Below are 25,565 nucleotides of genomic sequence, written 5' to 3'. Positions count from 1 at the left end.
TTATTGGGAGACAGTTTAGCAGCACTTATTCATCCTCTTCCTTGCGGGCCTCTTCCTGCCCTTCAAGTACATCATCTATATTTTCCACTTTTTGAACAGATTCTTCACTATCATCGCCCTTTTTATGACGTTCCTTTTTAAGATCAAAATAAGCATCCAGGACGCGCTCTCCAATTTCTTTATTGGCACCGTGGTCTACGCTTCCCTGGTAAGCCCATGGAACTAACACTGCCATAGCAACCTCGGGGTTTTCAGACGGTGCATAGCTTACAAGACTAAGGTTCATCACTTCCGGCGGCTCTTTGCCAAACTTGCTGCGTTGCGGTCCATCGTAAAATGCCTCGGCAGTACCGGTTTTCCCTGCCGGCTTATATTCCTTACTTCCAAACAAACCGTATGCTGTTCCGCCTTTTTCCTGCATGACTCTTCGGAAGCCTTCCTGGACCCGGTCCATCCATCCCTCTTCCAGTTCAACCCGATTAAGGACCTTTGGCTCCATTTCCTGAACAATAGGGCCAAGTTCTTGATTTTCCATCAATGGCTCACGGATTTCCTTAACAATATGAGGCTCCATCCTATTTCCGCCATTGGCAATGACCGAAACATATTGGGCAAGCTGCATATTGGAATAGGTATCGTACTGGCCAATCGATAAGTCAAGCATGAAACCAGGCAATGTACTCGTCCCTTTAAAGCCTGTTTGCTCATTCGGCAAATCAATTCCTGTCCGTACCCCAAGCCCGAATTGAGCGAAGGAATCCCTTACAGTATTAAAAGCTTCTTCATTTATCCGCAATGGCTGTTCATACTCATATTTCCCGCCGCCTATATTGATGACAGTTTCAAACATATAAACGTTGGAAGAATATTTAAGCGCATTAATATCATTTAAAGGACCAAAATTTCTCCAGGATTTTTTTACTGGTGTTCCTTTTATTTTTAAAGGCCGGTCGTAAAAAACGGTCCCCGGAGTAATAGCACCCGTTTTATATCCGGTAAGAATTGTAGCGCCCTTCACAGCAGAACCCACATTATAAGTAGTAGTGATATTGCCCAATGCATCGTCCTGCATGACTGATTGGCCAGTCTCTTTATCCTTCACAATCTTTTTGCCGGCCATTGAAAGAACCTCTCCGGAATGAGGATCCATCAGCACTACATATGCTCTGTCCAGTAATGCAGTACCTGCAGATGCCTTGGCTTCACGCAATTCTTCTTCAATGATTTTCTCGACTTCTTTCTGAAGATCCATATCTATGCTCAGAACAAGGTCCTTTCCTCTTTGTCCATCAGTGATGGGTACAGTTTCAAGAACATTTCCGGCCTTATCTGTAATATTTTTCACTTTTGCCTTTTGGCCGTGAAGCACTTCTTCGTATTGCATCTCAATATAACTTTTTCCTACACGGTCATTGCGGCTGTAATCACGGGCCATATAGTATTCAAGCTGCTCAGCCGGCAGCCCTTCATCAGAGCTTGTCACATTACCCAGCACTGATTTTAATGTATCTCCGAAGGCATAATACCTTTCCCAATCGGTTGTTGTATCAACACCCTGAAGAATTTGAAGATTTTCGCTGACAACTGCGAATTCCTCAGGAGTGACTCCTTTATTTTTGACAATTTGCGGTGTTAATGCATATCCGCTTGTAAACTCTCTGTAGATGGCAAGTATTTCAAGATCATCTTTTGTCAATTCGCTTAATTCATCTTCTGTAATTCGATCCAATGTTAGCTGGTAGATGGCTTTGTCCAATTCTTTCTGGTCGCCTTCATACTTCTTTTCAAGCTCTTCTTTGTCTTTTTTAGAGATCTTTTTTTCAGCCTCTTCAGGATTTTTCATAATCCAGTAATCTTTTTTATCGCGTTCCTGAACCTTTTCGGTATCTTTGTGTATGAGCTTGGCCAGCCTTTCTGCCACCTCAAGCATTTCGTCCTGCTTGTATCCATTATTAGTAAATGTGATGGCATTTTGCGGAGTATTATCGACAATCACCTGGCCATTTCTGTCAAACATCTTTCCTCTCGGCACCGGGCTGTTGACTGTAACATCTTCCGTTCTTTCAATCTCACGCTTATAATCGTCACCGTAAACAATCTGAACCATCCCAAGCCTGAGGATCAGCATGGAGAACAATAAAAACACAGCAAAGAAGAGCATATTCAGACGGAAAGGAACATGGGTCTTCTTCTTTTTCTTCCTATTCAAAATTACGCACACTTCCTTTAAAAAAGTCTCATAATCCCATTCTAAAAGAAAATAGCAATAAATTCTATAAAGAACCCTTTTTCGACAGAGATATTTTTCTGGTAAAAAAAGAGAGAGGATTTCCTCTCTCTCATGCAGACTGAAATTGTATTTTCCTGACGAAGAAATATATGACCGAATGTCCGGCCCCAATGATTAAGAGAAGAATAGGGATGCTTTTTTCTTCATTGAAAAAAGATACCGCAGCTAAAAAACTTAAAATGGATACTACACGTCCTGCATTTAAGAAGATTTCCCTTACTACGATATACTCAATTCTCATCTCTGCAGCCTTCCAGCCTCTGCCAATGACATCATATGTCAATGAGATATATGGCACAAGCAGGAGAGGATACGCTATAGCAATAGCGGCTGCATACATCAGCAGCTTTGGATACGTAACCTCAAAAACGATAAAGAAAATGGCACCATACAGTAATAACCCGCCTATAAGTATGGCCCTTTTCCGATACTCCTTCTTTAAAAGCCTTGATACAAGAAAATACCCCAAAAAAGATATACTTGAGTTGACCAATCCGTATGTACCAAGAGCCAGTTCACTGCCAGTTGAAATAAAAACATAAACTGATATGACAAAAATAAAGGTTCCCTCTCTGAGACCCTGAAAAAAATGGGCATTCGTAATCATTCGCCAGTTCAGGCTGTTTTTTCGTTCTGCCAGGATTCTTCCAAATAAATACCTCCCATCAGCTGGCCGCCTTTTAAGAAAAAAGCTTAAAAAGACGGCTATTGAAAAAAGCGTCAGTGAGATGCCGAAGATAACGGAATATCCCGTGAACTTTTCCATCCTTGAAATAATGAAACCCGCTGCTATCGGTCCAATCATACCCCCCACGGATGTTAGTATTCCAAGGAAGCCATTAAAGAAATCGCGATTCTCCGGCTCAGTTATTTCAAAAGTAAGTACATTGAAAGCAAGCCAGTAGAACCCATACCCGACTCCCAGCAGAGCCCCTAGAAGCAATAGAAATTTTGAGGCATTCGTTCCAATGAAAAGCACTGTCAGATAAAATAGTGCCAAAAAAATTACACCGATTCTCAGTACAATGACACGGTCAATTTTTTTCGCCCATCTCCCTGCCAGGATAAACGTCAAAGGCTGAAGAACCACAATGGCCAAGTTATATAAAGCAAGATCGCTGAACTCGCCAGACTGCTTCCAGAGATAAATATTTACAAATGTGTTAGAAAGGGCAGCACTTAAAGAATACAGCCCCCCTATAAATAAAAGCAATGTTAAATCTTTCGTTAAATCCACATCACCGATCAGTTTTTTAAATCTGCTCATAAAAAAAAACTCCCCTTTGGTTCTAAGGGTAGTCTCCTACAAAGCAAGTGCGGTTATGCAATGATTTAGAAATTAGCAGAATAGCTCTTAATTCAAGAACAAAAAAACACGGCAGATGTAATCCGCCGTGCTTTTTGATTTTATTATTTTGCTGCGCTGTAACGCTTAGAAACCTCATCCCAATTAACAACATTCCAGAAAGAATTGATATATTCAGGACGGCGGTTTTGATATTTTAAGTAGTAAGCATGCTCCCAAACATCAAGGCCAAGGATTGGAGTCTTGCCTTCCATTAAAGGAGAATCCTGGTTAGGTGTGCTAGTTACTTCCAATTCGCCATTGTTTACTGCCAGCCAAGCCCAGCCAGAACCGAAGCGAGTTGTAGCTGCTTTTGCAAATTCTTCTTTGAAGCTGTCATAGCTTCCGAATTTACTGCTGATAGCGTCTGCTAATTCACCTGTAGGCTCACCGCCGCCATTTGGAGAAATGATCTGCCAGAATAGAGAATGGTTTGCATGGCCGCCGCCGTTGTTTCGTACTGCAGTGCGAACAGCTTCAGGTACGGCATCCAGGTTAGAAACTACTTCTTCAACAGTTTTAGAAAGAAGCTCTTCGTTTCCTTCTAAAGCATTGTTAAGGTTTGTTACATAAGTATTGTGATGCTTTGTATGATGAATATTCATCGTTTCTTTGTCGATGTTTGGCTCCAATGCATCATAAGCGTAAGGTAATTGCGGTAATTCGAATGCCATAATAAAATTCCTCCCTATGTATCTGTTTTAGTAAGCCCCTGAAACACTTCAATCATTTATAAAATTCTGATTTTAGAATGTTTCTAAGGTCTTTAGTTTAAGATTACCAAAGTTGGTTTTTTGTTTCAAACAAAATGCTTTGCTACATATATACAATATCCAAACTCGTTTTTATTATTCCATCAAATTCTAACCATTCAAGCGGGTCCTCAAAGGACCACAAATAGAAAATAAATAATCATTACCCCTTGAATTACCGCTTTGGCTGCTGCACTGCTGACAAAGCCGATTACCGATCCAAAACCGATTTTCACTGCATCATTGAAGCTGGCCTTATTTACTGCGAGTTCTGCAATGACCGCACCCAAAAAAGGCCCAATTAATATTCCCAATACAGGGATGACAAATGGACCTGCCAGCAGACCGATTGTGCTTCCCCAGACACCCGCTTTTGAGCCGCCATACTTTTTTACCCCAATCATATTTGCTACGTAGTCTGCACCAAATAGCAGCAGGACAAATAGCACCTGAATCGTCCAGAAAAGCCAGTTAAAAGGTTCGAAAGAAAAAAGAATTCCATACAGGATAAAACCGCCCAGCAAAAACAGCACACTTGGAATTATCGGAAAAACCAGGCCCGCAAAAGCGATAATAAATAACAGAATGATCAGCGTCCAATAAATTATCTCCATGATCAGCACCCTTTCTCGAAAAGCGCAAGCGCCTTGCCCACCCCCGACAGCTCGAGGGGGTATGCTGCTTGCGCTAGACAGTTATCTAACTTCAGAATTTATACATTCTTTTAATAAAATAAATAAGCAAGGGATTTCCCCTTGCTTATTTTACCACTTATTCTTCTCCTAAAACAGCTTCAGCAATATTCACCGCGTGATCGCCGATACGCTCAAGGTTGCTGACAATGTCTACATACACAATGCCGGCCTGGCCAGAGCAGACTCCTTCATTCAGACGAAGAATATGCTGTTTGCGAAGCTTTCTTTCCATCTTGTCTATCTCTTCTTCTTTTTTTACAACATGCTCTGCAGCAATTTTATCATTATGGTCCAGTGCCTGAAGAGCTTCTTTTACAGTAGAAATGGTCAATTTGAACATTTGTTCTAAATCAGCCATAGCTGAATCAGTAATGGACACTTTATTTGCCTGTTTATAATCAATCAGTTCTATTACATTTTCGAAATGGTCACCGATACGCTCAATATCTCTTACCGTATCCATCAGCACAGTGTGCTCAGCAGACTCATGTGCTGAAAGTGAACTTGTAGATAGCTTAATCAGGTAATCCGTAATTTTGCGGTCTAGATTATTGATCGCGTCCTCTAACTGGTATGCACTTTCGGAATGTTTTTGATTGCCGGTTTTCAAATATTGAACCGTTTCTTCCAGTCCCCGTACTGAGAATGCTCCCATGCGAAGCACTTCTTCTTTAGCTTGTCCAAGTGCAATCGAAGGGGATTGTTCTATAAAAACAGGATCCAGATGTTTTGCTTTATATTCAGCAACTGCATCTTCTCCCGGAATAAGCTTGGTTACAATCCATGCCAGCACTGCTACAAAAGGCAGCTGAATAAGTGTATTAGTGCTATTAAAAATTCCATGCGCAAAGGCAATGGTCATCTCAGGATTTAAATCCATTTTCCCCTGCAGTGTTTCAATCAATAATGTAAACGGCTTTAATAGTATCAAGAAGATAGTAGTACCAATTAAGTTAAACAATACGTGCACGGCTGCAGCTCTTCTTGCAGCAACAGACGCTCCAATTGCAGCTAATACCGCTGTAATCGTCGTTCCAATATTATCTCCAAACAGAACCGGCAATGCCGCATCCAGGTTAATCAGCTCTTCAGAAAACAACCCTTGAAGAATGCCGATTGTGGCACTTGAGCTCTGAACTATAACAGTAAACACTGTTCCGACAACCACACCTAGAATTGGATTTGAACTCATGCTTACGGTCAAGTCATGAAAAGCTTCCAATGAATGAAGAGGCTTCATTCCCCCGCTCATTAATTCAAGGCCATAGAATAATGCACCAAAGCCAAAGACAATTTGACCGATATTATGGACTTTCTGGTTTTTAAAGAAAAATAATAAAATAGAACCAAGTGCAATAATTGGTAAAGCATACTCTCCAACATCAATACCAATAATAAATGCTGTTACAGTGGTTCCTATATTGGCACCCATGATCACCCCAATTGCCTGGCGCAGAGTCATGAAGCCCGCAGATACCAAACCGACAGTAATAACTGTAGTTGCAGAACTGCTCTGAATCAGCATGGTTACAAGCATTCCAGCCAGAACACCCATAATTGGATTTGTAGTAAAACGATCTAATAAGTCCCTCAGCCGGTCACCAGCTGATTTTTGCAATCCATCACCCATAAACTTGATTCCATAAAGGAAGATACCAAGTCCGCCAAAAAATTCAAATAGCATTTGCTGAACATTTAGTTCCACAATTTTTCAACCCCTATAATTATTTCGACATGTTTCATCAAACCCCATACAATTATTAATAGAATCCCATAGAAATGTAAACCTGTTATGAACTAAATTTACAATACCTTAACATTACATACTTATATTACATTTTTGTTACAAATACCAAAAAGCCTTGCAAATGCGTTTACTTGTAACATCTGGATATTTGGCTAAAATATAATAGTGAATCTCAAAAAGGGTGTGTCCAAATGAATATCTTTCTTCAGTTTTATAAAAGCCTGTTTTCTCCTAAAGATATCGCTTTATTTCGTCATCAGGGCATAGGAAAGACTATTTTGTATGTGTTTTTCCTTACCCTGCTATCAGTACTGCCAACCGTGTATTATTCCGGTTCGGCAATCATTAATGGCTTAAATGCTATTGATGAAACAATAGACAGTGATATACCGGATTTTGAAATTGCAGAAGGAAAGCTTCACACAGAGGAGGAAGTACCTGTAACCCTCAATAAAGATAACTTTACAATCATTGTTGATTCGACAGGAGCAGTTGACCTTTCTGTCTTATCCGAAAGCGGCAATACGATTGCATTATTAAAAAATGAGGTCTACATACATGCTGAAGGACAGGAACAGACATATCCATACACATTGCTGACAAGCCGCACAATAACAAAAAATGACTTATCAGACTTCCTTTCTTCTGCAGAATCCCTTATGCCGATTATTATTCCTTTAATAGCGGCTGTCATTTATATTTTCGCAGCCGGCATTCGATTTATTGAGATATCCCTGTTAGCACTTGCAGGTCTGCTTATCAAAAAAGCTCTGGTCAAAAAATTGGAGTACCGTCATTTATGGCGCATGTCTGCTTACAGCATTACTTTGCCTACCATTTTCTTTGCTATCATGTCTGCCCTTCAGACAGCAGTGCAAAACGGGGCGATGATTAACTGGTTTGTTTCTCTTATCATCCTCCTCTTGTCCATAAAGGAAGTCCCAACTCATAGCTCTAAATAAAAACGTGCCATTAGCGCGTTTTTTTTTTGCAATTAAAAAGAGGAGTTATTTTTTAAATAAAGCAGTTATTAATGCAGAATAATACAAATTGAGGACTTTTCTTGGTCTAATCATATTGGGACAAGCATACTTATTGGATAAACATGCTATTTGCAGGGGGTTTGGCCAATATGAAGAAGCTTGCGGCAGTACTGCTTTCAATCCTAGTTATATATGTAATCTATTATGACCTTAATCAAGGCACACTGCCCGCTGGACAAAAGCAGGCATTGGAGGCAAGTACCCTGCCCGCAGAAACAGGTGAAACCTATTTTGAAGAAAAGGTCAATCCTGGAGAAACAGTTCTTTCAATTATAGAACTAAACCTTGATGGACCAATTCCTGTTGGCATAGACCAGGTTGTGTCAGACTTCTCGGAATTAAACAATGGAATGCAGCCTGAAGACATTAAATCAGGTGAGATCTATAAATTTCCAAAATATACTCAGGACAACTAATCATCATTCTTGTCAACTTCAGCGGTTCATTGATACAATAAAGTGAACCTTCTCTAACAGCATGCATGTCATCTGTTATATGAAAAGATAAAAAGGAGCGAATCTCCATTGAGTGAAATTATACATCGCACTAAAACAAGGCCTGTTAAAGTTGGGCCTTTAACAATTGGCGGAAGCAATGAGCTGTTCATTCAGAGCATGACCACTACGAAAACACATGACGTTGAAGCAACTGTAGCTGAAATTAAAAGGCTGGAAGAAGCAGGATGTCAAATCGTGCGTGTTGCCTGTCCGGATGAAAGAGCTGCAAATGCCATAGCAGATATTAAAAGACAAATTAATATACCGCTTGTTGTAGATATCCACTTTGACTACAAGCTAGCATTGAAGGCAATTGAAGGCGGAGCAGATAAAATCCGCATTAATCCGGGGAATATTGGTAAACGCGAAAAAGTGGAAGCAGTCGTCAAGGCTGCAAAAGAAAAAGGAATCCCTATCCGCATTGGTGTAAATGCAGGTTCTCTTGAAAAAAGAATCCTTGAGAAATATGGATATCCTACAGCAGATGGCATGGTTGAAAGTGCACTGCATCATATCAAAATTTTGGAAGACCTTGATTTCCATGACATCATCGTTTCAATGAAAGCATCCGATGTTAATTTGGCCATTGAGGCTTATGAGAAAGCAGCACAAGCATTTGACTACCCTCTCCATTTAGGTATAACAGAATCAGGCACACTTTTTGCCGGTACTGTAAAAAGTGCCGCTGGACTTGGTGCAATCTTAAGCAAAGGAATTGGAAATACGTTAAGAATTTCACTTAGCGCAGATCCCGTTGAAGAAGTTAAGGTTGCCCGCGAACTTCTTAAAGTGTTTGGTTTATCCTCCAATGCTGCAACACTGATCTCATGTCCAACATGCGGAAGGATCGAGATTGACTTAATCAGCATTGCAAATGAAGTGGAAGAATATATTCAAAAAATTAAAGCGCCCATTAAGGTTGCTGTATTGGGCTGTGCTGTTAACGGGCCTGGTGAAGCCAGGGAAGCTGATATCGGCATCGCAGGTGCCCGCGGAGAAGGCCTTCTGTTCCGCAAAGGCCAGATTGTAAGGAAAGTTCCAGAAGAAACAATGGTTGAGGAACTTAAGATTGAAATCGACAAAATCGCAGAAGAATATTTTGCCAAACAGGAAGAGGAAAAAGCACAGGCAGAAAGCCTGCTGCCATAAGGCGATTGCTGCCCGCTTTCCGAAGTTCAAAAATCTATAGAAAAAGCCTGGCACCAAAATGGGAGCCAGGCTTTTTTCTTCTTTTTCTAAAAAAACGGCAGAATAAACATACCGACAATAATGGATATAGCCCCTATTGCAATCGCCCAGCCACCAAGGCTTTCTGATCCCCTGCGGCGTGCGATAAAACCAAGCACAATTCCTGTTGCTCCAAAAAGAACCGGCAGTACAAACAAAGATAAAATGGAAAGTGCCAGGGCTGCATATCCGACTCCTCTGCCGGCTGCAGCTGTTTCAGTTTCTTCATCCCTATCCACCGATCTATTATAAACACCCGGCGCTGCTATTTCCGCAGAGGTTTCCTCAGAATAATCTTCATGAACTGCAGCTGTTTCAGTTTCTTCATCCCTGTCCACTGATCTATTATAAACACCCGGCGCTGCTGTTTCCGCAGAATAATCTGCATAAACTGATGCTGTTTCGTTTTCCTCATTCCGATCCAGCGACCTGCCGTAGACACCTGGAGCTGCTATTTCCGCAGCAGCTTCTTCAGAATAATCTGCATCTGCTTCGCCAATCCGCTCACTGTACCTGAGGTCATACTCTTCATTACTGCGCTCTTGGTCTGCCATCATGATCCCTCGCTTCCTTTGCTGTGTTCCTAAAAAGTACTGCTTAATGGAGCATTTATAGTGTTTGCGATATAAGCCTTTTTTAAGATGTAAATGTTTAACTTTCAAACCTGTTCAGGCAACACCCTTTTGCAAGGCCGGGACTTTTGTTAAGATAAGGGATATATGCATTAAAGGAGATCATAATGATGAAGAAGCGTTTTGGCATTGATATAGACGGAACGGTTACCTGTCCTGAAGCCATGGTTCCGTATTTAAATGAAGCATTTAATCTGAATATTACTTTAAATGATATTAAGCAATATGATTTAACACCTTTGGTGACGATTTCAGAAGAACAATTTGCACATTGGTTTTATGAAAATGAGCCTATCATATACAAAGAATCTCCCATTGCTAAAGGCGCAAAGGAAGTTTTGACCAACTGGAAACGCAAGCATGAATTGTATTTTATAAGTGCCAGGGGTTCTCACCTGCAGCAAATAACAGAGGAATGGTTTTTAGAGAACACATTGGAGTTTGATCATATTGAACTGATCGGGAGCCATGATAAAATCGAAGCAGCAAAAAAATATGAGGTGGATATCTTTTTTGAGGACAAACATGATAATGCAGTCATGATTCACGAGGCATGCGGAATTCCTGTCATTTTATTCGATACACCCTATAACCAGGAGCCACTTCCCAATGGCGTCATTAGAGTCAGAAACTGGCAGGAAGCGAATGCATGGGTAAATGACTGGCTGAAGCAAAAAGAAGCATGGGGCTACAATATATAGCTCCATGCTTCTTTTTTATTCTTTATTGAAAACATTCCGGGCACTTTCCATATATTTCGAACTTATGTCCAGAAACATCATATCCCTTCAGATTTTCCTGTACCTGCTTCATGGGACAGACTTCGATTTCTTTTGTCTTGCCGCAATCCAGACATATAAAGTGATGATGATGATGTTCATGTGAGCAAGTAAAGCGGAAGTGTTTTTCTCCTGATAGCTCTGTCATTTCAAAAATATCCAGATCCACGAATAAAGATAAGTTTCTGTAGATTGTATCAAAGCTGAGTCCAGGGTAATTATCCTTCATTTTTTCCAGTACATCTTTGGCCGTTAAATATTTATCGCTGTCAGCAAACAGCTGAAGCATCTCTTCTCTCTTCCCTGTATGCTTATAGCCTTTATCCTTCAAAAGCTGCATGGCTTCATCAACATTCATTCTTTTCACCTCATTTTTTGCTCTGAAATAATCTCGGATAGAAGTCATTCACATTTATGCCGGCCTCATGCCTGCAATTTTTTTAAGCAAGATTGTCACAATCAGTATTAACACCGCAATCATGACGATTGTTCCGCCTGGAGCTAAATCTATATAGTAGGAAATCGTCAGTCCGCCTAAAACTGAAATTTCACCGAAAAGCATGGACAGGAAAATCGTCTGTTTGAATCCCTTTGCAATTCTGATGCTTGCTGCAACCGGCAAAGTCATTAGTGATGAAACCAATAAAATACCCACTATTCTCATGGAAGCAGCTATGACCAGAGCCACCATAACAATAAATATGAAGTGGACACTTTTAGCAGCTATTCCAGATGCCTTGGCATGCTCTTCATCAAATGACAGCAGAAACAATTCTTTATAGAGCAGCACCACAAGTGCAATGACAAACACGCTGATGATTAAAATCGTCCATAAATCCAGCCGGCTGACTGCACTGACACTGCCAAACAGATAACTGAATAAATCAGTATTGAACCCGTCAGCGAGTGAAATGAATATTACTCCAAGTCCAATGCCTCCAGATAAAATAATAGGAATAGCAAGCTCCTGATAATGTTTATAAACAGCTCTCAGTTTTTCAATAAACAATGACCCGGCTACTGAAAAGGCCATCCCCATATATAACGGATTCAACCCGCTCAATCCGACAAATTTCTTTTCAAGCAGCAGGCTTGCAGCGATGCCAGCAAGTGTTACATGACTTAAAGCATCGGCAATTAAAGACAGCCTTCTGACAACAATAAACACACCCAGTAGAGGAGCAATGATTCCGATGATAATTCCCGTTAAAAAAGCATTTTGTAAAAATTCATATTGAAGGATTCCTGCAATCATCTGCCTGCTCCTTTATCGTGGTGATGATGGTCATGATTATGTGTCAGAACATGTACATCGTGCCCGTAGATCTCTGACATTTCATTTATATTTAAGCTTTCAAATTCTGCTGTATTTCCATGGAAATGCAAATTCTTATTCAGGCAAGCCACATGGGTGACTTTATCAGAAATTGTGCCAATGTCATGTGTAACCAGCAATAGAGTAATGCCAAGCTTCTTATTTAAATCATCAAGCATCTCGTAGAAAGACTGGACATTTTTTGCATCTACGCCTACTGTGGGTTCATCCAATATTAATAATTTTGGGTCGCTTACCAATGCACGGGCAATGAAAACCCGCTGCTGCTGCCCGCCTGAAAGCTCGCCTATATTGCGCCCAGCAAACTCTTGCATGCCAACAGATTCAATAGCATGCAGAACTTTTGCCTGATCGGCCTTGCCCATAAATTTAAAAAGACCCAGCTTCTTTGTAAGACCGCTTGAAACGACTTCAAAGACCGTTGCCGGGAATCCTGTATTAAATGAATTTGCCTTTTGAGAAACAAACCCAATGTTTTGCCAATCCTTAAAGCGGCTTATTTCCTGGCCAAACAGTTTGATGCTCCCCTTCTGCACTTTAAGCAAATTCAGGATAAGCTTTAGCAGGGTTGATTTTCCCGAACCATTCGGCCCGACGATTCCGAGGAAATCTCCTGAATTAATGGTCAGATTAATATCCTCAAGGACATTTTCTTTTTCATATCTATAAGAAACATGATCTATTTCAATAATTGGCTGTGCCATTTTTATCACCTTACATATTAAGAATCATTACGATTTACTAACACAGTATACAGGAACCTGCATTTAAAGTAAAGGTACATGCTTATTTATGGGAATTTCAAAACTTATTGTCACTATTCACACCCTTAACTCATAAAGTACTGAGGAGGAGTGATGAACATGAAAATATTTGAAAACATCATTAATCACAAGTTAAGCAATATTACAGCAGATGAATTATTAAAATATGGAGAGCAGTTCAACATCAGGATTACAAAAGCGCAGGCGCAGAAAATTGCAGACCATTTGCGAGGCAAGCAAGTAAACATCTTTGATGATCGGGAACGGACAAAAATAATAAAGGAAATTGCCAGGATTGCCGGCCCGGAAACTGCAAGGGAAGTAAACAGGCTGTTTTTGCAATTTACAAAATAGGACTTAGCTTATAATACTTAATTTCTATTGCAAAAAGCTGTGCAATTTCAGGCACAGCTTTTTATTATGGTTATCCAGCCGTAATAGCTTCTAATAGATTTTCATTGAATTCCTGGCTGCGCAGCATATTAATTTCATGCTTATAAGGCGCTTTTTTATTGTTTTTATCTTCGCCAACATAAGGAGTCTCCAGAATTTTAGGGATATCCTGTAATTGCGGATGATGAACAATGTAGTTTAATGCACTGAAGCCAATGTGGCCAAATCCGATATTCGCATGACGGTCTTTACGCATTCCGCGCTCATTCTTACTGTCATTAATATGGAGAACTTTCAGGCGGTCGAGACCAATAATCTTATCGAATTCTTCCAATACACCATCGAAATCATTCACAATATCATATCCTGCATCATGCGTATGGCAAGTATCAAAGCATACAGATAAATGGTTGTTATAATTGACTCCCTCTATAATCATAGCCAGCTCTTCGAAGGATTTTCCGCACTCCGAGCCTTTTCCGGCCATGGTTTCAAGTGCGATCTGCACATTTTCTTCGCCATTTAAGACTTCATTCAAGCCTTCAACGATTTTTTTGATGCCCTCCTCTGTTCCTGCTCCTACATGGGCACCAGGATGGAGAACAATCTGCTTAGCTCCAATCGCTTCAGTGCGGTCGATTTCTGAGCGAAGGAAATTAACGCCTAATTCAAATGTTGAAGGGTTTGAAGTATTCCCGATATTGATAATATAAGGAGCATGTACAACAATATCAGCAATCCCGTTCTCTGCCATATGCTTCAGCCCGGCCTCAATATTCAGATCTTCAATTTTTTTTCTTCTTGTGTTTTGCGGGGCTCCTGTATAGATCATAAATGTATTGGAGCCATATGAAACAGCTTCTTCGCTTGCTGCTAAAAGCATTTTTTTCCCGCTCATGGACACATGTGATCCAATTTTCAGCATGACGATACCTCTCCCTTTAATATTTTTTTAATTGTTTTAGTTATAAAGCATGTCCGTTGATTTCCACTACGTGCATTTGCATTCCGCGGGGAGGAATGAGAGCCTACTCGGCTTCGCCTGCGGGGTCTCTCACTCCCTCTCCTCCCGCAGGAGTCAAATGCCCTCCGCTCCAATCAACTCAGTGGTTAAGACGAGTTAGCCGGTCAAAAATCTTACAAATACCCTTTATATTTATTTACGCTTTATTCTTCTTTCGCGTTTTTTTATTTTATCCATTTCCCATTTCATTTTCTTTTTATAGCCTGGTTTTACTTTTTTTGGTTTTTGTACTAGTGATGCAGCTTTTTTATCAATGTCATCTTTTTGTTTCTGTCTTGTTTTTCGCTTATTGCGATTGTCCAGGTCTGTCCATTCACCTTTTTGCAGATCTTTGTGCTGGAATTCTAATCCCATTTTTTCAAGTCTGTTTAATGCATCTTCATCGGAAGTCTCATACACTGTCAGCGCAATCCCAGAGAATCCTGCACGCGCTGTCCGGCCAACCCGGTGTATATAAAAATCAAGATCTGTCGGAAGTTCATAGTTGATTACATGGCTGATTCCCTGGATATCAATCCCCCTGGCTGCCAGGTCTGTTGCCACAATATATTGAAACTCAAGGTCTAGAATCTGCTTCATCATTTTCTTACGCTCACGCGGATTAAGGTCACCGTGAATACGTCCCACTTTTAGACCTTTGCTGATTAATCCGTCTGCCACTTCATCTGCCTTTTTCTTGGTGTTGGTAAAAACAATGGCTAAGTAAGGATTAAATGAAGTTAATGCTTGATAGACAAGTTCCACTTTGTTCCGGTGTCTGGACGGCAGAAGCCAGTGCTCGATATTGGCTGCTGCTGCCTGCTTCGGCTCAACGTGAACATATTTTGGGTTTTCCATATATTTCTTCAGGAAAGGCTTTAGCTTCTCTGGAATAGTAGCTGAGAACACAAGCATCTGCAGCTTTTCCGGCATCCTTGCTGCAATCTGATCAACATCTTCAATGAATCCCATATCAAGCATTAAATCAGCTTCATCCACAATAAGAATTTCTGCGGTATGCACAAACAGCGCCTGTTCCTTTACAAGGTCATTAATTCTCCCCGGTGTGCCTACAACCACATGAGGCTGTTTTTTCAGCTTTTCAATGGTTCTCTGCTTATCCGTTCCGCCAATATAGCAGCGTGCAGTTATTTCTTCTCCTTCGGGACAATGCTCTGTAACTTTGAGAATTTCATGATAAATCTGATTGGCAAGTTCTCGGGTTGGAGCTGTAATAATAGCCTGAACCTCCTGGCGGGATGGATCAACTTTATGAAGAATAGGCAGTACGTATGAATGAGTTTTTCCTGTCCCTGTCTGTGACTGGCCAATGGCGCTTTCACCCTTAAGTACGGCAGGAATCATTCTTTCCTGAATTTCTGTCGGCTCGTAAAAGCCAAAATCTTTAACCGCTTCTATAATAAATGGCTTCAAATTAAATCGGTCAAATTTCGTTTCGTTCATATGAAAACTCCTCAATTATTCAGATTCGCCTCAGTTCAGGCTGTATCCGAAACATATATTAGTGAAGTAAGATCTACTAGTATCAACTGACAACTTGCTGGTTCCGAGCTTTTCTTACATCCTGTTATTATAATAAAGTTTCCTGCAAATAACCACTCATACAGGCATTTATATTTATATGATAAGCTTTTTGGGCGATTTTAATAAATAAATTGGTTTCTTCTGCTTTATGCCTAAACCAAAATGGGATAAACGCATACTTTATTATATGAAATTTTATTAAGAAGCAGAGATGTGCAAAGAAAGGAGGCCAATGGATATGATGCCAGGATCAAGACCCCCTATGCGCGGAGGAATGCCTCCCCATCCTTTTATGACACCGATGCAGGGAAGACCTCCCATGGGGCCAATGATGGGCGGTCCTCCGGGAATGAAACGCGGTGGCGGCAGGGGAGGATTGCTCTCAAAAATATTGGGAAAAGGCAATGCTCAGCCTGCAGCTGGAATGGGAGCAGCCAGAACGGCAGGAGGCTCCCCCGCAGGCGGAGGCATATTGAAGGCAATAAGCAATCCTTCTTCTATAAACGGCTTTTTAACGAACACTCAAAAGGTTTTAAATACAGCACAGCAAATTGGGCCAATGGTTCAGCAGTATGGTCCGCTGGTCAGGAATCTTCCTGCTATGTGGAAACTTTATAGAGGTTTGAAAGATGCCCCTGAAGCTGATGATGCTTCTTCTGAATCTAAAAAGGAATCCTCTCAGGCAAAAGCAGAAAAAAAGAAACCAGATGCACAGAGCAAAAAAACAAAAAAGGCACCTGCCGCTGAAAAGCCAGCAGCCAAATCGTCTTCAGCAGAAGGTATTTCCAAACCGAAATTATATATTTAAAGAAAAGGATGCTGAGGCATTCTTTTTTTTTTGCTTTTCATTAAGAAGAATTACTCCTTTTGTAATATCGGTTTATCTCTTATATAATAGAGATGCAATATGGGATTTTTTCCGCATTAGAAATAGAACTCACTTCAATTCAGATATAAGCTTTCATTAGGGAGGATAAGCAGATGAATGTCATAAAAATCTCTCCTCGGGGGTATTGTTACGGTGTGGTGGATGCAATGGTTATTGCGAGAAACGCTGCACTTGATCCATCATTGCCAAGGCCCATCTATATTTTGGGTATGATCGTCCATAACAAACATGTAACAGATGCTTTTGAAGAGGAAGGCATTATTACACTTGATGGGAAAGACCGCAAAGAAATCTTAGATAAAGTTGATAAAGGCACTGTCATTTTTACAGCTCATGGCATCTCTCCTGAAGTGCGTGAAGCGGCCAAACAAAAAGGCCTTGTGACAATCGATGCTACGTGCCCTGATGTAACAAGAACACATGATTTAATCATGGAAAAGGAAAAGGAAGGTTTTCAAATCATTTACATTGGCAAAAAAGGCCATCCAGAACCTGAAGGTGCAGTAGGAGTAGCTCCTCATGCAGTCCATTTAGTGCAGACCATTGAGGATGTAAATGAACTTAGCATACAGGCTGATAAAATACTGGTGACTAATCAGACTACAATGAGCCAATGGGATGTCGTCCATGTAATGGATCAGATAAAGGAAAAATATCCTCACGCAGAGTTCCACAAAGAAATCTGCATGGCTACCCAGGTGCGCCAGGAAGCTGTTGCAGAACAAGCTGGCCAGGCTGACGTGTTAATCGTTGTGGGGGACCCGAAGAGCAATAACTCCAATCGTCTTGCACAGGTATCAGAAGAAATTGCCGGTACAAAAGCCTACCGCATTGCTGATATAACTGAACTGGATGTGAATTGGATTAAAGATGCATCGACAGTTGCAGTCACAGCAGGAGCCTCTACACCGACACCGATCACAAAGGAAGTCATCACGTTCCTGGAACAATTTAATCCCGGTGATGAATCCACATGGCCACGCGAGAAAAAAGTGCCATTAAATAAGATACTTCCTAAAGTAAAGAAGCCTGCAAAGCTGTAAGAAAAGCTGAAGTGCCTTGTCCACTCCCGACAATGACCTCGGGGGGGGCAGGGCTTGGGCTAGACAGTTATCCACGTTCAAAAATTATACTTTTTTAATCAGAAGAACCGGGCCCAATGGGAAACCGGTTCTTTTTTTATATCAGACAAACTTAAACGGATCAGTATGAATTTCGGAAGGGAAAATGGATACGCTATACCCTTTGTCCGAACACATCTGTGTTAATCTTCGGGTGACTCCTTTTTTCATTACCTTTTCAACATTATGACCGGGGTCAACAATGTTAAGGCCCAGCATCATAGCATCATGGGCCACGTGATAATACATATCCCCCGTCACATATACATCTGCACCTTTCATCTTTGCTGACATGAAGTATTTATTTCCATCTCCACCCAGAACAGCGACTTTCCTGACTTTGGATGAGAGGTCACCTACTACCCGAACTCCATCCACTTCAAGTGTATGTTTTACATGCTCTGCAAATTCCTTTAGAGTCATCTCGCTGATTTCTCCAATTTTGCCAAGCCCCAAAACTTCCCCTTTGTTTTCAAGCTTATATATATCATAGGCAACTTCTTCATAAGGATGGTTTTTGAACATGGCCGACAGCACTTTCTTTTCTATATGTTCAGGGTAAATGGTCTCAATGCAGACTTCCTCAACAGTCTCGAGCTTTCCCTGCTGGCCGATATGCGGGTTTGCCTCCCCATTAGGCTTAAACTGACCTGTTCCACGGGAGGCAAACGAACAATGACTGTAATTGCCAATTGAACCTGCCCCTGCGTTTCCAAGCGCTTGCCTTAGTGACTCAGCATTTTCTTCAGGTACAAACACAGCGAGCTTTTTCAATTCAGTTTCATATGTTGGATATAATACTTCTGTATCGGTAAGCTTCAATGCATCAGCAAGCATATCATTGACCCCGCCTTTGGCGATATCCAAATTGGTATGTGCTGCATACACGGCTATATCATGTTTGATAAGCTTTTCAATAATTCTTCCTGACGGAGTATCCGTTGAAATTTTTTGCAGCGGTCTGTAGATTAACGGATGATGAGCAATAATCAGCTGCACCTTCTTTTCAATTGCCTCATCAACGACTTCTTCCAGCACATCAAGGGCAATCATGACATTTTCAACGGGGGTGTTTAGCCTGCCAATCTGGAGGCCGATTTTGTCTCCTTCCATCGCATATGCTTTTGGGGAGAACTGCTCAAATAATTGGATAATCTCATGTCCATTTATTTTTTTCATTGTTCGAGTACCTCCTCTGCCATTTTGATTTTCTCCTTTAACTCCTGTTTTCTCTTTTCTGTTTCGCTGGAGTATGCGGCTTTATCAAGCTGCACAAGGATTCTCTCCCAATTTTTCCTTTCACCGAGCCACTTGTTTCGAAATACTTCGGATTTTTGCTCCATAAGAAAAGGACCCATCAGCAAACCTTGTTCTTTATTCTTGTAAGGTTTCAATGGCTCTCCTTTTTCAGCTGCAAGGATTTCATAGATCTTTCCGTCTTCTTCAAGAATTTCTTCGGCGATTAGCTCCCAGCCATTTGCAATCAGCCAGGTTCTAATCGAGATGGCACTTAAATTCGGCTGGAGAATAAGCCTCTGCACAGATGCAAGCTTGCTCTTCCCATCTTCAAGAATGCTCGCAATTAAAGCGCCTCCCATGCCCGCAATGGTTATACAGTCAACTTCACCTGGCCCAATTACTTCAAGGCCGCTGCCTTTTCTTACGGAAATCTGATTTTCGAGCCCTTCCATTTTCACCTGTTTTTTGGCTGATTGATATGGCCCTTCCACCACTTCACCAGCAACGGCAAAAGGGACAATGCCTTTCTTTACTGCATAGCATGGCAAATACGCATGGTCTGAGCCTATATCAGCCACGCGAAGGCCAGGGGGGATATAATTTGTTACAGCTTCAAGCCGATTTGATAATTTCTCTGTATTCATTCTGTCACCACTTATATATGTATTGTAACAAGCGCAGAGCGCCTGCCTATCTGCTCCTCCTGAGAGAAAAGCTAAAAAAGCTATCGTAATTTGCGATAGCCTTTCTTATAGTATAAAAAAAGTCCTTTACATATGCAAAGGACTTTCATTATAGGTATTACTTAAGGCCTGCTAACCATTCAGCCATTTCGGCAGCTTTGTCTTGAGGCACTAATCCTGGAGGCATTGAGCCTTTTCCGTTTACTACGATATTTGCGATTTCATCTTGTGATAAACGATCGCCTACACCTGTTAGAGCAGGACCAACTCCACCTTGATACTGGTCACCGTGACATCCGATACAGCTCTTCTGATAAATTTCTTCAGGGGTTGCAGCTGCAGTTTCTTCAGTTTCAGCACCGCCGCCTTCCTGTTCTTTAGCAAGCTCTTCCATATCGCCAAGACCTTTAAAAGAAACAAGGAACATTGCTACCACACCAAAAACCATAATTAACACAAATGGAATGATTGGATTGCGATTCATGATTTAACCTCCCTTATGTAAGCACATTCAGTTTAAGTAAGTATACAAACAATCTCTATTTTACTTTAAAAAAGTCAGAAGGAAAAGCCCTATTGTAAACTTTGTCAAATCTTGTTCATAAAATGGACAAAAACTCCATCCTGAGGGTGGAGTTTTTTGTTAATTATTTTAACCGCATGACCAAACAAAATCGGTATTAGCACCCAATAAGGCGTGCAATGACCATTCTTTGTACTTCTGAGGTACCTTCACCTATTTCTGTGAGCTTTCCGTCTCTCATGTAGCGTTCTACATGGTAATCTTTCATATAGCCGTATCCGCCGTGAATTTGGACGGCCTGATCGGCGATTTCCATACAGATTTCAGAGGCATAGAGCTTGCACATGGAAGCTTCTTTTGCGAAAGGTCTTCCCTGGTCTTTCAGCCATGCTGCTTTGTAAACCATATTTCGTGCCAATTCAATTTTCATTGCCATATCTGCAAGTTTAAATTGGATAGCTTGGAAGTTTGAGAGAGAACGGCCAAACTGCTGGCGCTCCTTTGCATATTGAAGTGCCTTTTCGTAGGCAGCCTGCGCTATCCCTAGAGCCATGGCTCCAATTCCAATGCGCCCTCCATCCAATGTGATTAAGAATTGCTTAAAGCCCTCTCCTTTTTTGCCGAGCAAGTGCTCAGTCGGAACGCGCACGTCTTCAAGGACCAGTTCAGTAGTATTTGAGGCGTTGAGTCCCATCTTTTCGTAATTATCGATCACTGAAAATCCTTCTGCATCCGTTGGTACTATAATCGCACTGATTTCTTTTTTGCCACCCGCTTCACCGGTGACAGCAGTCAATGCTAAATGCTTAGCATAGCTGGCATTTGTAATGAAGCATTTATTTCCATTAATAATGAATTCTCCATCTTTTTCGACAGCTGTTGTTCTCGTACCGCCTGCATCAGAGCCTGCATTAGGTTCTGTTAGCCCGAAAGCTCCAAAAGACTCACCTGTACAAATTGGCACCAGATATTTTTGCTTCTGGTCTTCGGTTCCGAATAAATAAAGCGGTGCCCCGCCAAGAGAAATATGCGCGGAGTAAGTGATCCCGGTAGACGCACATGCTCTGCTCAACTCTTCTGTTACAATAGCGAAGCTTACAGTATCTGCCCCTGCCCCCCCATATTCTTCAGGGAAAGGAAGTCCCATCAAACCAAGGTCTGCCATTTTTTTGAAAACTTCTATCGGAAATTCTTTTGTACGGTCCCTTTCCAAAGCCCCCGGGGCCACTTCTTCCTGAGCAAATTCCCTTATTGTTTTAAGGATCATATTCTGTTCCGCAGTCAAATCAAAATTCATTTACATCCCCCTCAAACACAAATGTTGTATACGCTTTCATTACTATTATATAAGGGATGCAAGAGTTTTCTCAACATTTAAAAACTTTTTAAAATATTTTATTATACGAATATAGAAATAACTATTAAAAAGGATCCTAGTGTCCCTGAAATCCATAAATATTGAAACTTAAATTTTATACCCGCAAACAGCCAAAGAACACAATTGGTTACTAAGACAGCATATAGTACTTTCTGGTTTTCGGGATATATTTCCGATACAAGCCAAACAGATCCCATCAAGAAAATTAAAGCTGATGAGATGATGGGAATATGCATCAATTTTGCTTTCCTGGAAAAATAAAAAACAAAGAAAGTACACGCGAAAATAAAAAGAATCAAAATGGCGGTTTGCAAAATAATAGACAATTCAGTAAAATAAATTAATAAAGCAGAAATTGGAATAAGCAGCAAGAAAATAAGGTTGGCAAGATACAAAACCTGCTTTTTTATTTCCTTCGGCTGACTTCCTTCCGTATAAAGAGCCAGCAGGTAGTCACAATATCGATCAGGGAGCATTCGGCTTTTTTTCCAATACAGAAGTTCGTTAACAATGACCTTTTTCCTGTTTTCATCCAACCAAAGCACATCCAGTCAAAAAAAATAGTTTACTTCCATTTTAAGAAGTAAACTATCCACTGGCAATTATTTTTTATTCTAAGAAGTCTTTTAAACGTTTGCTTCTGCTGGGATGACGCAGCTTTCTTAAGGCTTTGGCTTCAATTTGGCGAATACGCTCCCGGGTAACGCCAAATACCTTGCCAACTTCTTCTAAAGTCCTGGTTCGGCCGTCGTCCAGTCCGAATCGAAGACGAAGAACATTTTCTTCACGGTCAGTAAGTGTGTCAAGAACATCTTCAAGCTGTTCTTTCAGGAGCTCATATGCCGCATGCTCTGATGGAGAAGTGGCATCCTGATCTTCAATAAAGTCACCTAAGTGAGAGTCATCCTCCTCACCAATAGGTGTTTCTAAAGAAACAGGTTCCTGTGCAATCTTAAGAATTTCTCTTACTTTGTCTGGCGTTAAATCCATATCTTCAGCAATTTCTTCTGGTGTTGGTTCACGGCCAAGATCCTGAAGAAGCTGACGCTGGACACGAATCAATTTATTGATTGTTTCAACCATGTGGACAGGAATACGAATGGTCCTGGCCTGGTCAGCAATTGCTCTTGTGATTGCCTGGCGTATCCACCATGTTGCATACGTACTGAACTTAAAGCCTTTGCGGTAGTCAAATTTTTCAACCGCTTTTATCAGTCCCATATTCCCTTCCTGAATAAGGTCAAGGAACAGCATTCCGCGTCCCACATACCTTTTGGCAATACTTACAACCAATCGGAGGTTAGCCTCTGCCAGGCGTCTTTTTGCTTCTTCGTCGCCTTCCTCAATTCGATTGGCAAGTGCGATCTCTTCCTCTGCAGAGAGTAAATCAACACGTCCAATTTCTTTTAAATACATACGGACAGGATCATTAATTTTCACACCCGGAGGGACACTTAAATCATTAAGGTCAAATTCCTCTTCATTTTTTGCAAGCTCCTGAACATTTGGATCGTCATTTTCATTATCTCCGACTAATTCAACACCCTGATCTCCGAGGAATTCATAGAATTCATCCATCTGGTGGGAATCGAGTTCAAATTGAGACAATCTTTCTGCTATATCATCATAGGCAAGGACACCTGTCTTTTTTCCTACTTCAACTAATTGATCTTTTACTTGTTCAAGGGTCAACTCTGAATCAACCTCTTTTGAACGGGCCGACTTTTCAGCCATATGTCCCCCTCCTTCCAAAAATCACACACATTCTTAACACTTCTTGCAAATGGGACTACTTCCTTAGGAGACGCTTAATCCCAAAAAACATTTATTTAAGGCACACAGCCTTCTTATAGTGACTTACGCAAATGAAGGATCTCCATTGCGATTAAAGCCGCTTTAGCATAATCCTTTTGTCGTTCTGCTTCTTTTTCTTCATTTAGTTTTTCCTTTATTTTTAACATCTTTTGATAATTCAACACCTGTTTAAGATAATCTGATAATTCCTGTTCGCTTATTTCATCGTTTATGGACATCATTTCTATATCCACCACAATGCGCTTAAGCTTTTCATCTTTTATAAAATTTATAAATGCACTTGGATCAGGCGCATGGCCTTTTTCGTAGAAACCTAAAAGATAGGTAATAATTGCCTGGTGTTCATCGATGTTAAATGTGTTTCCCTGAAGCATATCCTGAACTTTAAATGCTATGTCACTATTCCTGAGCATGTGGGCGATTAGCCTTCTCTCCGCTGTATGGTAGGCGGGTTTAAGACTGTCAGCCCTTATTGGTGTTTGCAGCCTTTTTTGAGGTTCGAAAGTACCTTTCCCCTTCTGGCTATTCCTTCTCTTCTCCGTATAATAGACCTGTTTTTGCTGCTCTTTCAGGGCTTCCAGAGAAAGGGAGAATTCATTCGCAAGCTGGCGCAGATAATGATCTCTTTCCACCGCTTTATCCAGCTGGCTGATTTCCTTTAATACCTCTTCGATATAAAGGAGACGATCTCCTTCATTTTGAAGCCTTTTGCCCCTGCGGAGATAAAGAAGCTTAAATGCCATAAAGGTTATGCTGGACTCGATTACATCATGACGAAATTTTTCTTCGCCGAATTCATTAATATAATCATCCGGATCATATCCGTCAGGCATGAGCGCCACTCTGATCTGGCAGCCTGCTTCCATTAGCAGGTTTGCTGCCCGGTATGCGGCTTCAATACCCGCATTATCGGAATCATAACAGATCGTGATTGATTGAACATTTCTTCTTAATGAAGAAACATGTTCTTCAGTTAAAGCAGTGCCCATCGTACCAACGCCATTGCCGACACCAGCACGATCAGCGGCGATTACATCTGCAAACCCTTCAAAAAGAACGGCCCTCTGCAATTTTTTAATCTGTGGTCTCGCCAGATGAAAATTATATAAAGTTTTGCTTTTATTGAAGATTACAGTTTCAGGGCTATTTAAGTATTTGGGCTCATCGTCCCCAAGTGATCTTCCCGAAAAAGCAATCGTATTTCCGCTGCGGTCAAAAATCGGGAACATGATTCTATCTCTGAAGCGGTCAAAATAGTTCCCATCTTTCTCCCTTTTGATTATCAGTCCTGCTCTTTCCATAACATCTGCCGGGAATTTTCTTTTAGTCAGAAACTTGAAGACAAAATCCCAGGACTTCAATGAATAACCGATTTGAAATTTTTCGATCGATTCCATTGTAAAGCCTCTATTAAGCAAATATTCAAGTGCATGCTGACCATCTTTTGTGTTTACGAGCAGATGGTGATAAAATTTACGTAGAAGCTCATGTGCTTCCATCATCTGCTGTAAATCTACAGGCATTGATTTCGCTGATGCTGCAGATGCCGCATCAATTTCAAGCTTGACATTTCCTTTTTCAGCAAGTTTTAAGGCAGCTTCCTGAAAGGAATACCCTTCTAATTCCATTAAGAAAGAAAATGCATTACCTCCAGCTCCGCATCCAAAGCAATGATAGATTTGCTTTTCAGGTGATACAGAAAAGGAAGGAGTATTTTCGCCATGAAAAGGACAAAGCCCAAAGTAGTTGCGTCCTTGCTTGTTTAATTGAATATAGTCGCCAATGACATCAACAATATCTACAGCTTGCCGAATTTCATTTACTTTCTCCTCGGCGATCCGTTCTGCCATATGAACAACTCCATTACTT

25 protein-coding genes are annotated in these 25,565 nt (G+C 41.0%); 7 read left to right on the top strand and 18 right to left on the bottom strand.

Going from position 1 to position 25,565, the window contains the following annotated elements; genetic code table 11:
• Window positions 1–25: 25 nt before the first annotated feature.
• The 5 genes from QUF73_23900 to QUF73_23880 all read right to left on the bottom strand — a co-directional run bounded on the left by QUF73_23900 (window position 26) and on the right by QUF73_23880 (window position 6,787).
• Window positions 26–2,209, bottom strand: a complete 2,184-nt coding sequence (locus QUF73_23900; protein ID MDM5229156.1) for a penicillin-binding protein 2 — start codon at window positions 2,207–2,209, stop codon at window positions 26–28.
• A gap of 130 nt (window positions 2,210–2,339) precedes the next feature.
• The gene (locus QUF73_23895) at window positions 2,340–3,557 is read right to left on the bottom strand and encodes an MFS transporter (protein MDM5229155.1); all 1,218 of its coding nucleotides are present in this window, start codon (window positions 3,555–3,557) and stop codon (window positions 2,340–2,342) included.
• 143 nt (window positions 3,558–3,700) lie between these two features.
• Entirely contained in the window at window positions 3,701–4,309 is a 609-nt protein-coding gene (locus tag QUF73_23890; GenBank protein MDM5229154.1) for a superoxide dismutase, read from the bottom strand.
• A gap of 209 nt (window positions 4,310–4,518) precedes the next feature.
• On the bottom strand, window positions 4,519–5,001 hold the full coding sequence (locus QUF73_23885; protein ID MDM5229153.1) for a DUF456 domain-containing protein: 483 nt from the start codon (window positions 4,999–5,001) through the stop codon (window positions 4,519–4,521).
• Between the two features lie 157 nt (window positions 5,002–5,158).
• Window positions 5,159–6,787 (bottom strand): Na/Pi cotransporter family protein, encoded by a 1,629-nt coding sequence (locus tag QUF73_23880; GenBank protein MDM5229152.1) that lies wholly within the window; start codon window positions 6,785–6,787, stop codon window positions 5,159–5,161.
• Window positions 6,788–7,020: 233 nt separating this feature from the next.
• On the opposite strand from QUF73_23880, the gene QUF73_23875 reads away from it, so the two are divergent.
• The 3 genes from QUF73_23875 (at window position 7,021) to ispG (ending at window position 9,518) form a co-directional block, all read left to right on the top strand.
• Complete coding sequence (locus QUF73_23875; GenBank protein ID MDM5229151.1) at window positions 7,021–7,791, top strand: DUF1189 domain-containing protein; 771 nt, start codon at window positions 7,021–7,023, stop codon at window positions 7,789–7,791.
• A gap of 170 nt (window positions 7,792–7,961) precedes the next feature.
• Window positions 7,962–8,288, top strand: coding sequence for a hypothetical protein (locus QUF73_23870; GenBank protein ID MDM5229150.1), 327 nt, complete (start codon window positions 7,962–7,964; stop codon window positions 8,286–8,288).
• Between the two features lie 117 nt (window positions 8,289–8,405).
• The gene (ispG, locus tag QUF73_23865; protein MDM5229149.1) at window positions 8,406–9,518 is read left to right on the top strand and encodes a flavodoxin-dependent (E)-4-hydroxy-3-methylbut-2-enyl-diphosphate synthase; all 1,113 of its coding nucleotides are present in this window, start codon (window positions 8,406–8,408) and stop codon (window positions 9,516–9,518) included.
• Between the two features lie 86 nt (window positions 9,519–9,604).
• Here ispG and QUF73_23860 read toward each other — a convergent pair whose 3' ends face one another.
• Window positions 9,605–9,934 (bottom strand): hypothetical protein, encoded by a 330-nt coding sequence (locus QUF73_23860; GenBank protein ID MDM5229148.1) that lies wholly within the window; start codon window positions 9,932–9,934, stop codon window positions 9,605–9,607.
• 404 nt (window positions 9,935–10,338) lie between these two features.
• Here QUF73_23860 and QUF73_23855 point away from each other — a divergent pair, with 404 nt between their 5' ends.
• Window positions 10,339–10,929 carry a hypothetical protein gene (locus QUF73_23855; GenBank protein ID MDM5229147.1) on the top strand — a complete coding sequence of 197 codons (591 nt, stop codon included), beginning with the start codon at window positions 10,339–10,341 and terminating at the stop codon, window positions 10,927–10,929.
• A gap of 22 nt (window positions 10,930–10,951) precedes the next feature.
• Here the strand turns inward: QUF73_23855 and QUF73_23850 are convergent, their stop codons facing one another.
• The 3 genes from QUF73_23850 to QUF73_23840 are packed head-to-tail and all read right to left on the bottom strand — an operon-like array spanning window position 10,952 to window position 13,047.
• On the bottom strand, window positions 10,952–11,365 hold the full coding sequence (locus QUF73_23850; GenBank protein MDM5229146.1) for a Fur family transcriptional regulator: 414 nt from the start codon (window positions 11,363–11,365) through the stop codon (window positions 10,952–10,954).
• A 54-nt stretch (window positions 11,366–11,419) separates the two neighbouring features.
• On the bottom strand, window positions 11,420–12,262 hold the full coding sequence (locus QUF73_23845) for a metal ABC transporter permease (GenBank protein ID MDM5229145.1): 843 nt from the start codon (window positions 12,260–12,262) through the stop codon (window positions 11,420–11,422).
• A complete protein-coding gene (locus QUF73_23840; protein MDM5229144.1) occupies window positions 12,259–13,047 on the bottom strand; it encodes a metal ABC transporter ATP-binding protein in 789 nt (262 codons plus the stop codon). Before QUF73_23840 ends, QUF73_23845 begins: the two co-directional genes overlap by 4 nt.
• A 159-nt stretch (window positions 13,048–13,206) precedes the next feature.
• Between QUF73_23840 and QUF73_23835 the strand changes: the two genes are divergently transcribed.
• A complete protein-coding gene (locus QUF73_23835; protein MDM5229143.1) occupies window positions 13,207–13,461 on the top strand; it encodes a DUF2624 domain-containing protein in 255 nt (84 codons plus the stop codon).
• A 70-nt stretch (window positions 13,462–13,531) separates the two neighbouring features.
• On the opposite strand, the gene QUF73_23830 is transcribed toward QUF73_23835, so the two are convergent.
• Together QUF73_23830 and QUF73_23825 are read right to left on the bottom strand one after the other, a co-directional pair.
• The gene (locus QUF73_23830; GenBank protein ID MDM5229142.1) at window positions 13,532–14,425 is read right to left on the bottom strand and encodes a deoxyribonuclease IV; all 894 of its coding nucleotides are present in this window, start codon (window positions 14,423–14,425) and stop codon (window positions 13,532–13,534) included.
• Window positions 14,426–14,656: 231 nt separating this feature from the next.
• Window positions 14,657–15,967: a DEAD/DEAH box helicase gene (locus tag QUF73_23825; protein MDM5229141.1), complete on the bottom strand. Its 1,311-nt coding sequence runs from the start codon at window positions 15,965–15,967 to the stop codon at window positions 14,657–14,659.
• A 319-nt stretch (window positions 15,968–16,286) separates the two neighbouring features.
• Between QUF73_23825 and vrrA the strand changes: the two genes are divergently transcribed.
• Complete coding sequence (vrrA, locus tag QUF73_23820) at window positions 16,287–16,856, top strand: VrrA/YqfQ family protein (protein MDM5229140.1); 570 nt, start codon at window positions 16,287–16,289, stop codon at window positions 16,854–16,856.
• 173 nt (window positions 16,857–17,029) lie between these two features.
• Window positions 17,030–17,980 carry a 4-hydroxy-3-methylbut-2-enyl diphosphate reductase gene (locus QUF73_23815; protein ID MDM5229139.1) on the top strand — a complete coding sequence of 317 codons (951 nt, stop codon included), beginning with the start codon at window positions 17,030–17,032 and terminating at the stop codon, window positions 17,978–17,980.
• Window positions 17,981–18,121: 141 nt separating this feature from the next.
• Here QUF73_23815 and QUF73_23810 read toward each other — a convergent pair whose 3' ends face one another.
• From QUF73_23810 to dnaG, 7 genes are all read right to left on the bottom strand, one after another.
• Window positions 18,122–19,237, bottom strand: coding sequence for a Nif3-like dinuclear metal center hexameric protein (locus QUF73_23810; GenBank protein ID MDM5229138.1), 1,116 nt, complete (start codon window positions 19,235–19,237; stop codon window positions 18,122–18,124).
• Complete coding sequence (locus QUF73_23805; GenBank protein MDM5229137.1) at window positions 19,234–19,941, bottom strand: tRNA (adenine(22)-N(1))-methyltransferase TrmK; 708 nt, start codon at window positions 19,939–19,941, stop codon at window positions 19,234–19,236. Before QUF73_23805 ends, QUF73_23810 begins: the two co-directional genes overlap by 4 nt.
• Window positions 19,942–20,098: 157 nt before the next feature.
• Window positions 20,099–20,464 carry a cytochrome c gene (locus QUF73_23800; GenBank protein ID MDM5229136.1) on the bottom strand — a complete coding sequence of 122 codons (366 nt, stop codon included), beginning with the start codon at window positions 20,462–20,464 and terminating at the stop codon, window positions 20,099–20,101.
• A 196-nt stretch (window positions 20,465–20,660) separates the two neighbouring features.
• Window positions 20,661–21,800 carry an acyl-CoA dehydrogenase gene (locus QUF73_23795; protein ID MDM5229135.1) on the bottom strand — a complete coding sequence of 380 codons (1,140 nt, stop codon included), beginning with the start codon at window positions 21,798–21,800 and terminating at the stop codon, window positions 20,661–20,663.
• A gap of 101 nt (window positions 21,801–21,901) precedes the next feature.
• A complete protein-coding gene (locus tag QUF73_23790) occupies window positions 21,902–22,426 on the bottom strand; it encodes a hypothetical protein (GenBank protein MDM5229134.1) in 525 nt (174 codons plus the stop codon).
• Between the two features lie 64 nt (window positions 22,427–22,490).
• Entirely contained in the window at window positions 22,491–23,615 is a 1,125-nt protein-coding gene (rpoD, locus tag QUF73_23785; protein MDM5229133.1) for an RNA polymerase sigma factor RpoD, read from the bottom strand.
• Between the two features lie 113 nt (window positions 23,616–23,728).
• Window positions 23,729–25,546 carry a DNA primase gene (dnaG, locus tag QUF73_23780; GenBank protein ID MDM5229132.1) on the bottom strand — a complete coding sequence of 606 codons (1,818 nt, stop codon included), beginning with the start codon at window positions 25,544–25,546 and terminating at the stop codon, window positions 23,729–23,731.
• Between the last annotated feature and the right edge of the window lie 19 nt (window positions 25,547–25,565).

The organism is Cytobacillus sp. NJ13 (genome assembly GCA_030348385.1).
Taxonomy (GTDB): domain Bacteria; phylum Bacillota; class Bacilli; order Bacillales; family Cytobacillaceae; genus Cytobacillus.
The sequence above is the reverse complement of the archived record's forward strand: the minus strand, read 5'-3'. Positions and strand labels throughout refer to the sequence as shown.

Excerpts from the sequence above, each read along its gene's own strand:
- QUF73_23895 (MDM5229155.1), bottom strand. The coding sequence starts at position 3,557 with ATGAGCAGATTTAAAAAACTGATCGGTGATGTGGATTTAACGAAAGAT.
- QUF73_23890 (MDM5229154.1), bottom strand. The coding sequence starts at position 4,309 with ATGGCATTCGAATTACCGCAATTACCTTACGCTTATGATGCATTGGAG.
- QUF73_23885 (MDM5229153.1), bottom strand. The coding sequence starts at position 5,001 with ATGGAGATAATTTATTGGACGCTGATCATTCTGTTATTTATTATCGCT.
- QUF73_23875 (MDM5229151.1), top strand. The coding sequence starts at position 7,021 with ATGAATATCTTTCTTCAGTTTTATAAAAGCCTGTTTTCTCCTAAAGAT.
- QUF73_23870 (MDM5229150.1), top strand. The coding sequence starts at position 7,962 with ATGAAGAAGCTTGCGGCAGTACTGCTTTCAATCCTAGTTATATATGTA.
- QUF73_23855 (MDM5229147.1), top strand. The coding sequence starts at position 10,339 with ATGAAGAAGCGTTTTGGCATTGATATAGACGGAACGGTTACCTGTCCT.
- QUF73_23850 (MDM5229146.1), bottom strand. The coding sequence starts at position 11,365 with ATGAATGTTGATGAAGCCATGCAGCTTTTGAAGGATAAAGGCTATAAG.
- QUF73_23845 (MDM5229145.1), bottom strand. The coding sequence starts at position 12,262 with ATGATTGCAGGAATCCTTCAATATGAATTTTTACAAAATGCTTTTTTA.
- QUF73_23840 (MDM5229144.1), bottom strand. The coding sequence starts at position 13,047 with ATGGCACAGCCAATTATTGAAATAGATCATGTTTCTTATAGATATGAA.
- QUF73_23835 (MDM5229143.1), top strand. The coding sequence starts at position 13,207 with ATGAAAATATTTGAAAACATCATTAATCACAAGTTAAGCAATATTACA.
- QUF73_23830 (MDM5229142.1), bottom strand. The coding sequence starts at position 14,425 with ATGCTGAAAATTGGATCACATGTGTCCATGAGCGGGAAAAAAATGCTT.
- QUF73_23825 (MDM5229141.1), bottom strand. The coding sequence starts at position 15,967 with ATGAACGAAACGAAATTTGACCGATTTAATTTGAAGCCATTTATTATA.
- vrrA (MDM5229140.1), top strand. The coding sequence starts at position 16,287 with ATGATGCCAGGATCAAGACCCCCTATGCGCGGAGGAATGCCTCCCCAT.
- QUF73_23815 (MDM5229139.1), top strand. The coding sequence starts at position 17,030 with ATGAATGTCATAAAAATCTCTCCTCGGGGGTATTGTTACGGTGTGGTG.
- QUF73_23810 (MDM5229138.1), bottom strand. The coding sequence starts at position 19,237 with ATGAAAAAAATAAATGGACATGAGATTATCCAATTATTTGAGCAGTTC.
- QUF73_23805 (MDM5229137.1), bottom strand. The coding sequence starts at position 19,941 with ATGAATACAGAGAAATTATCAAATCGGCTTGAAGCTGTAACAAATTAT.
- QUF73_23800 (MDM5229136.1), bottom strand. The coding sequence starts at position 20,464 with ATGAATCGCAATCCAATCATTCCATTTGTGTTAATTATGGTTTTTGGT.
- QUF73_23795 (MDM5229135.1), bottom strand. The coding sequence starts at position 21,800 with ATGAATTTTGATTTGACTGCGGAACAGAATATGATCCTTAAAACAATA.
- rpoD (MDM5229133.1), bottom strand. The coding sequence starts at position 23,615 with ATGGCTGAAAAGTCGGCCCGTTCAAAAGAGGTTGATTCAGAGTTGACC.
- dnaG (MDM5229132.1), bottom strand. The coding sequence starts at position 25,546 with ATGGCAGAACGGATCGCCGAGGAGAAAGTAAATGAAATTCGGCAAGCT.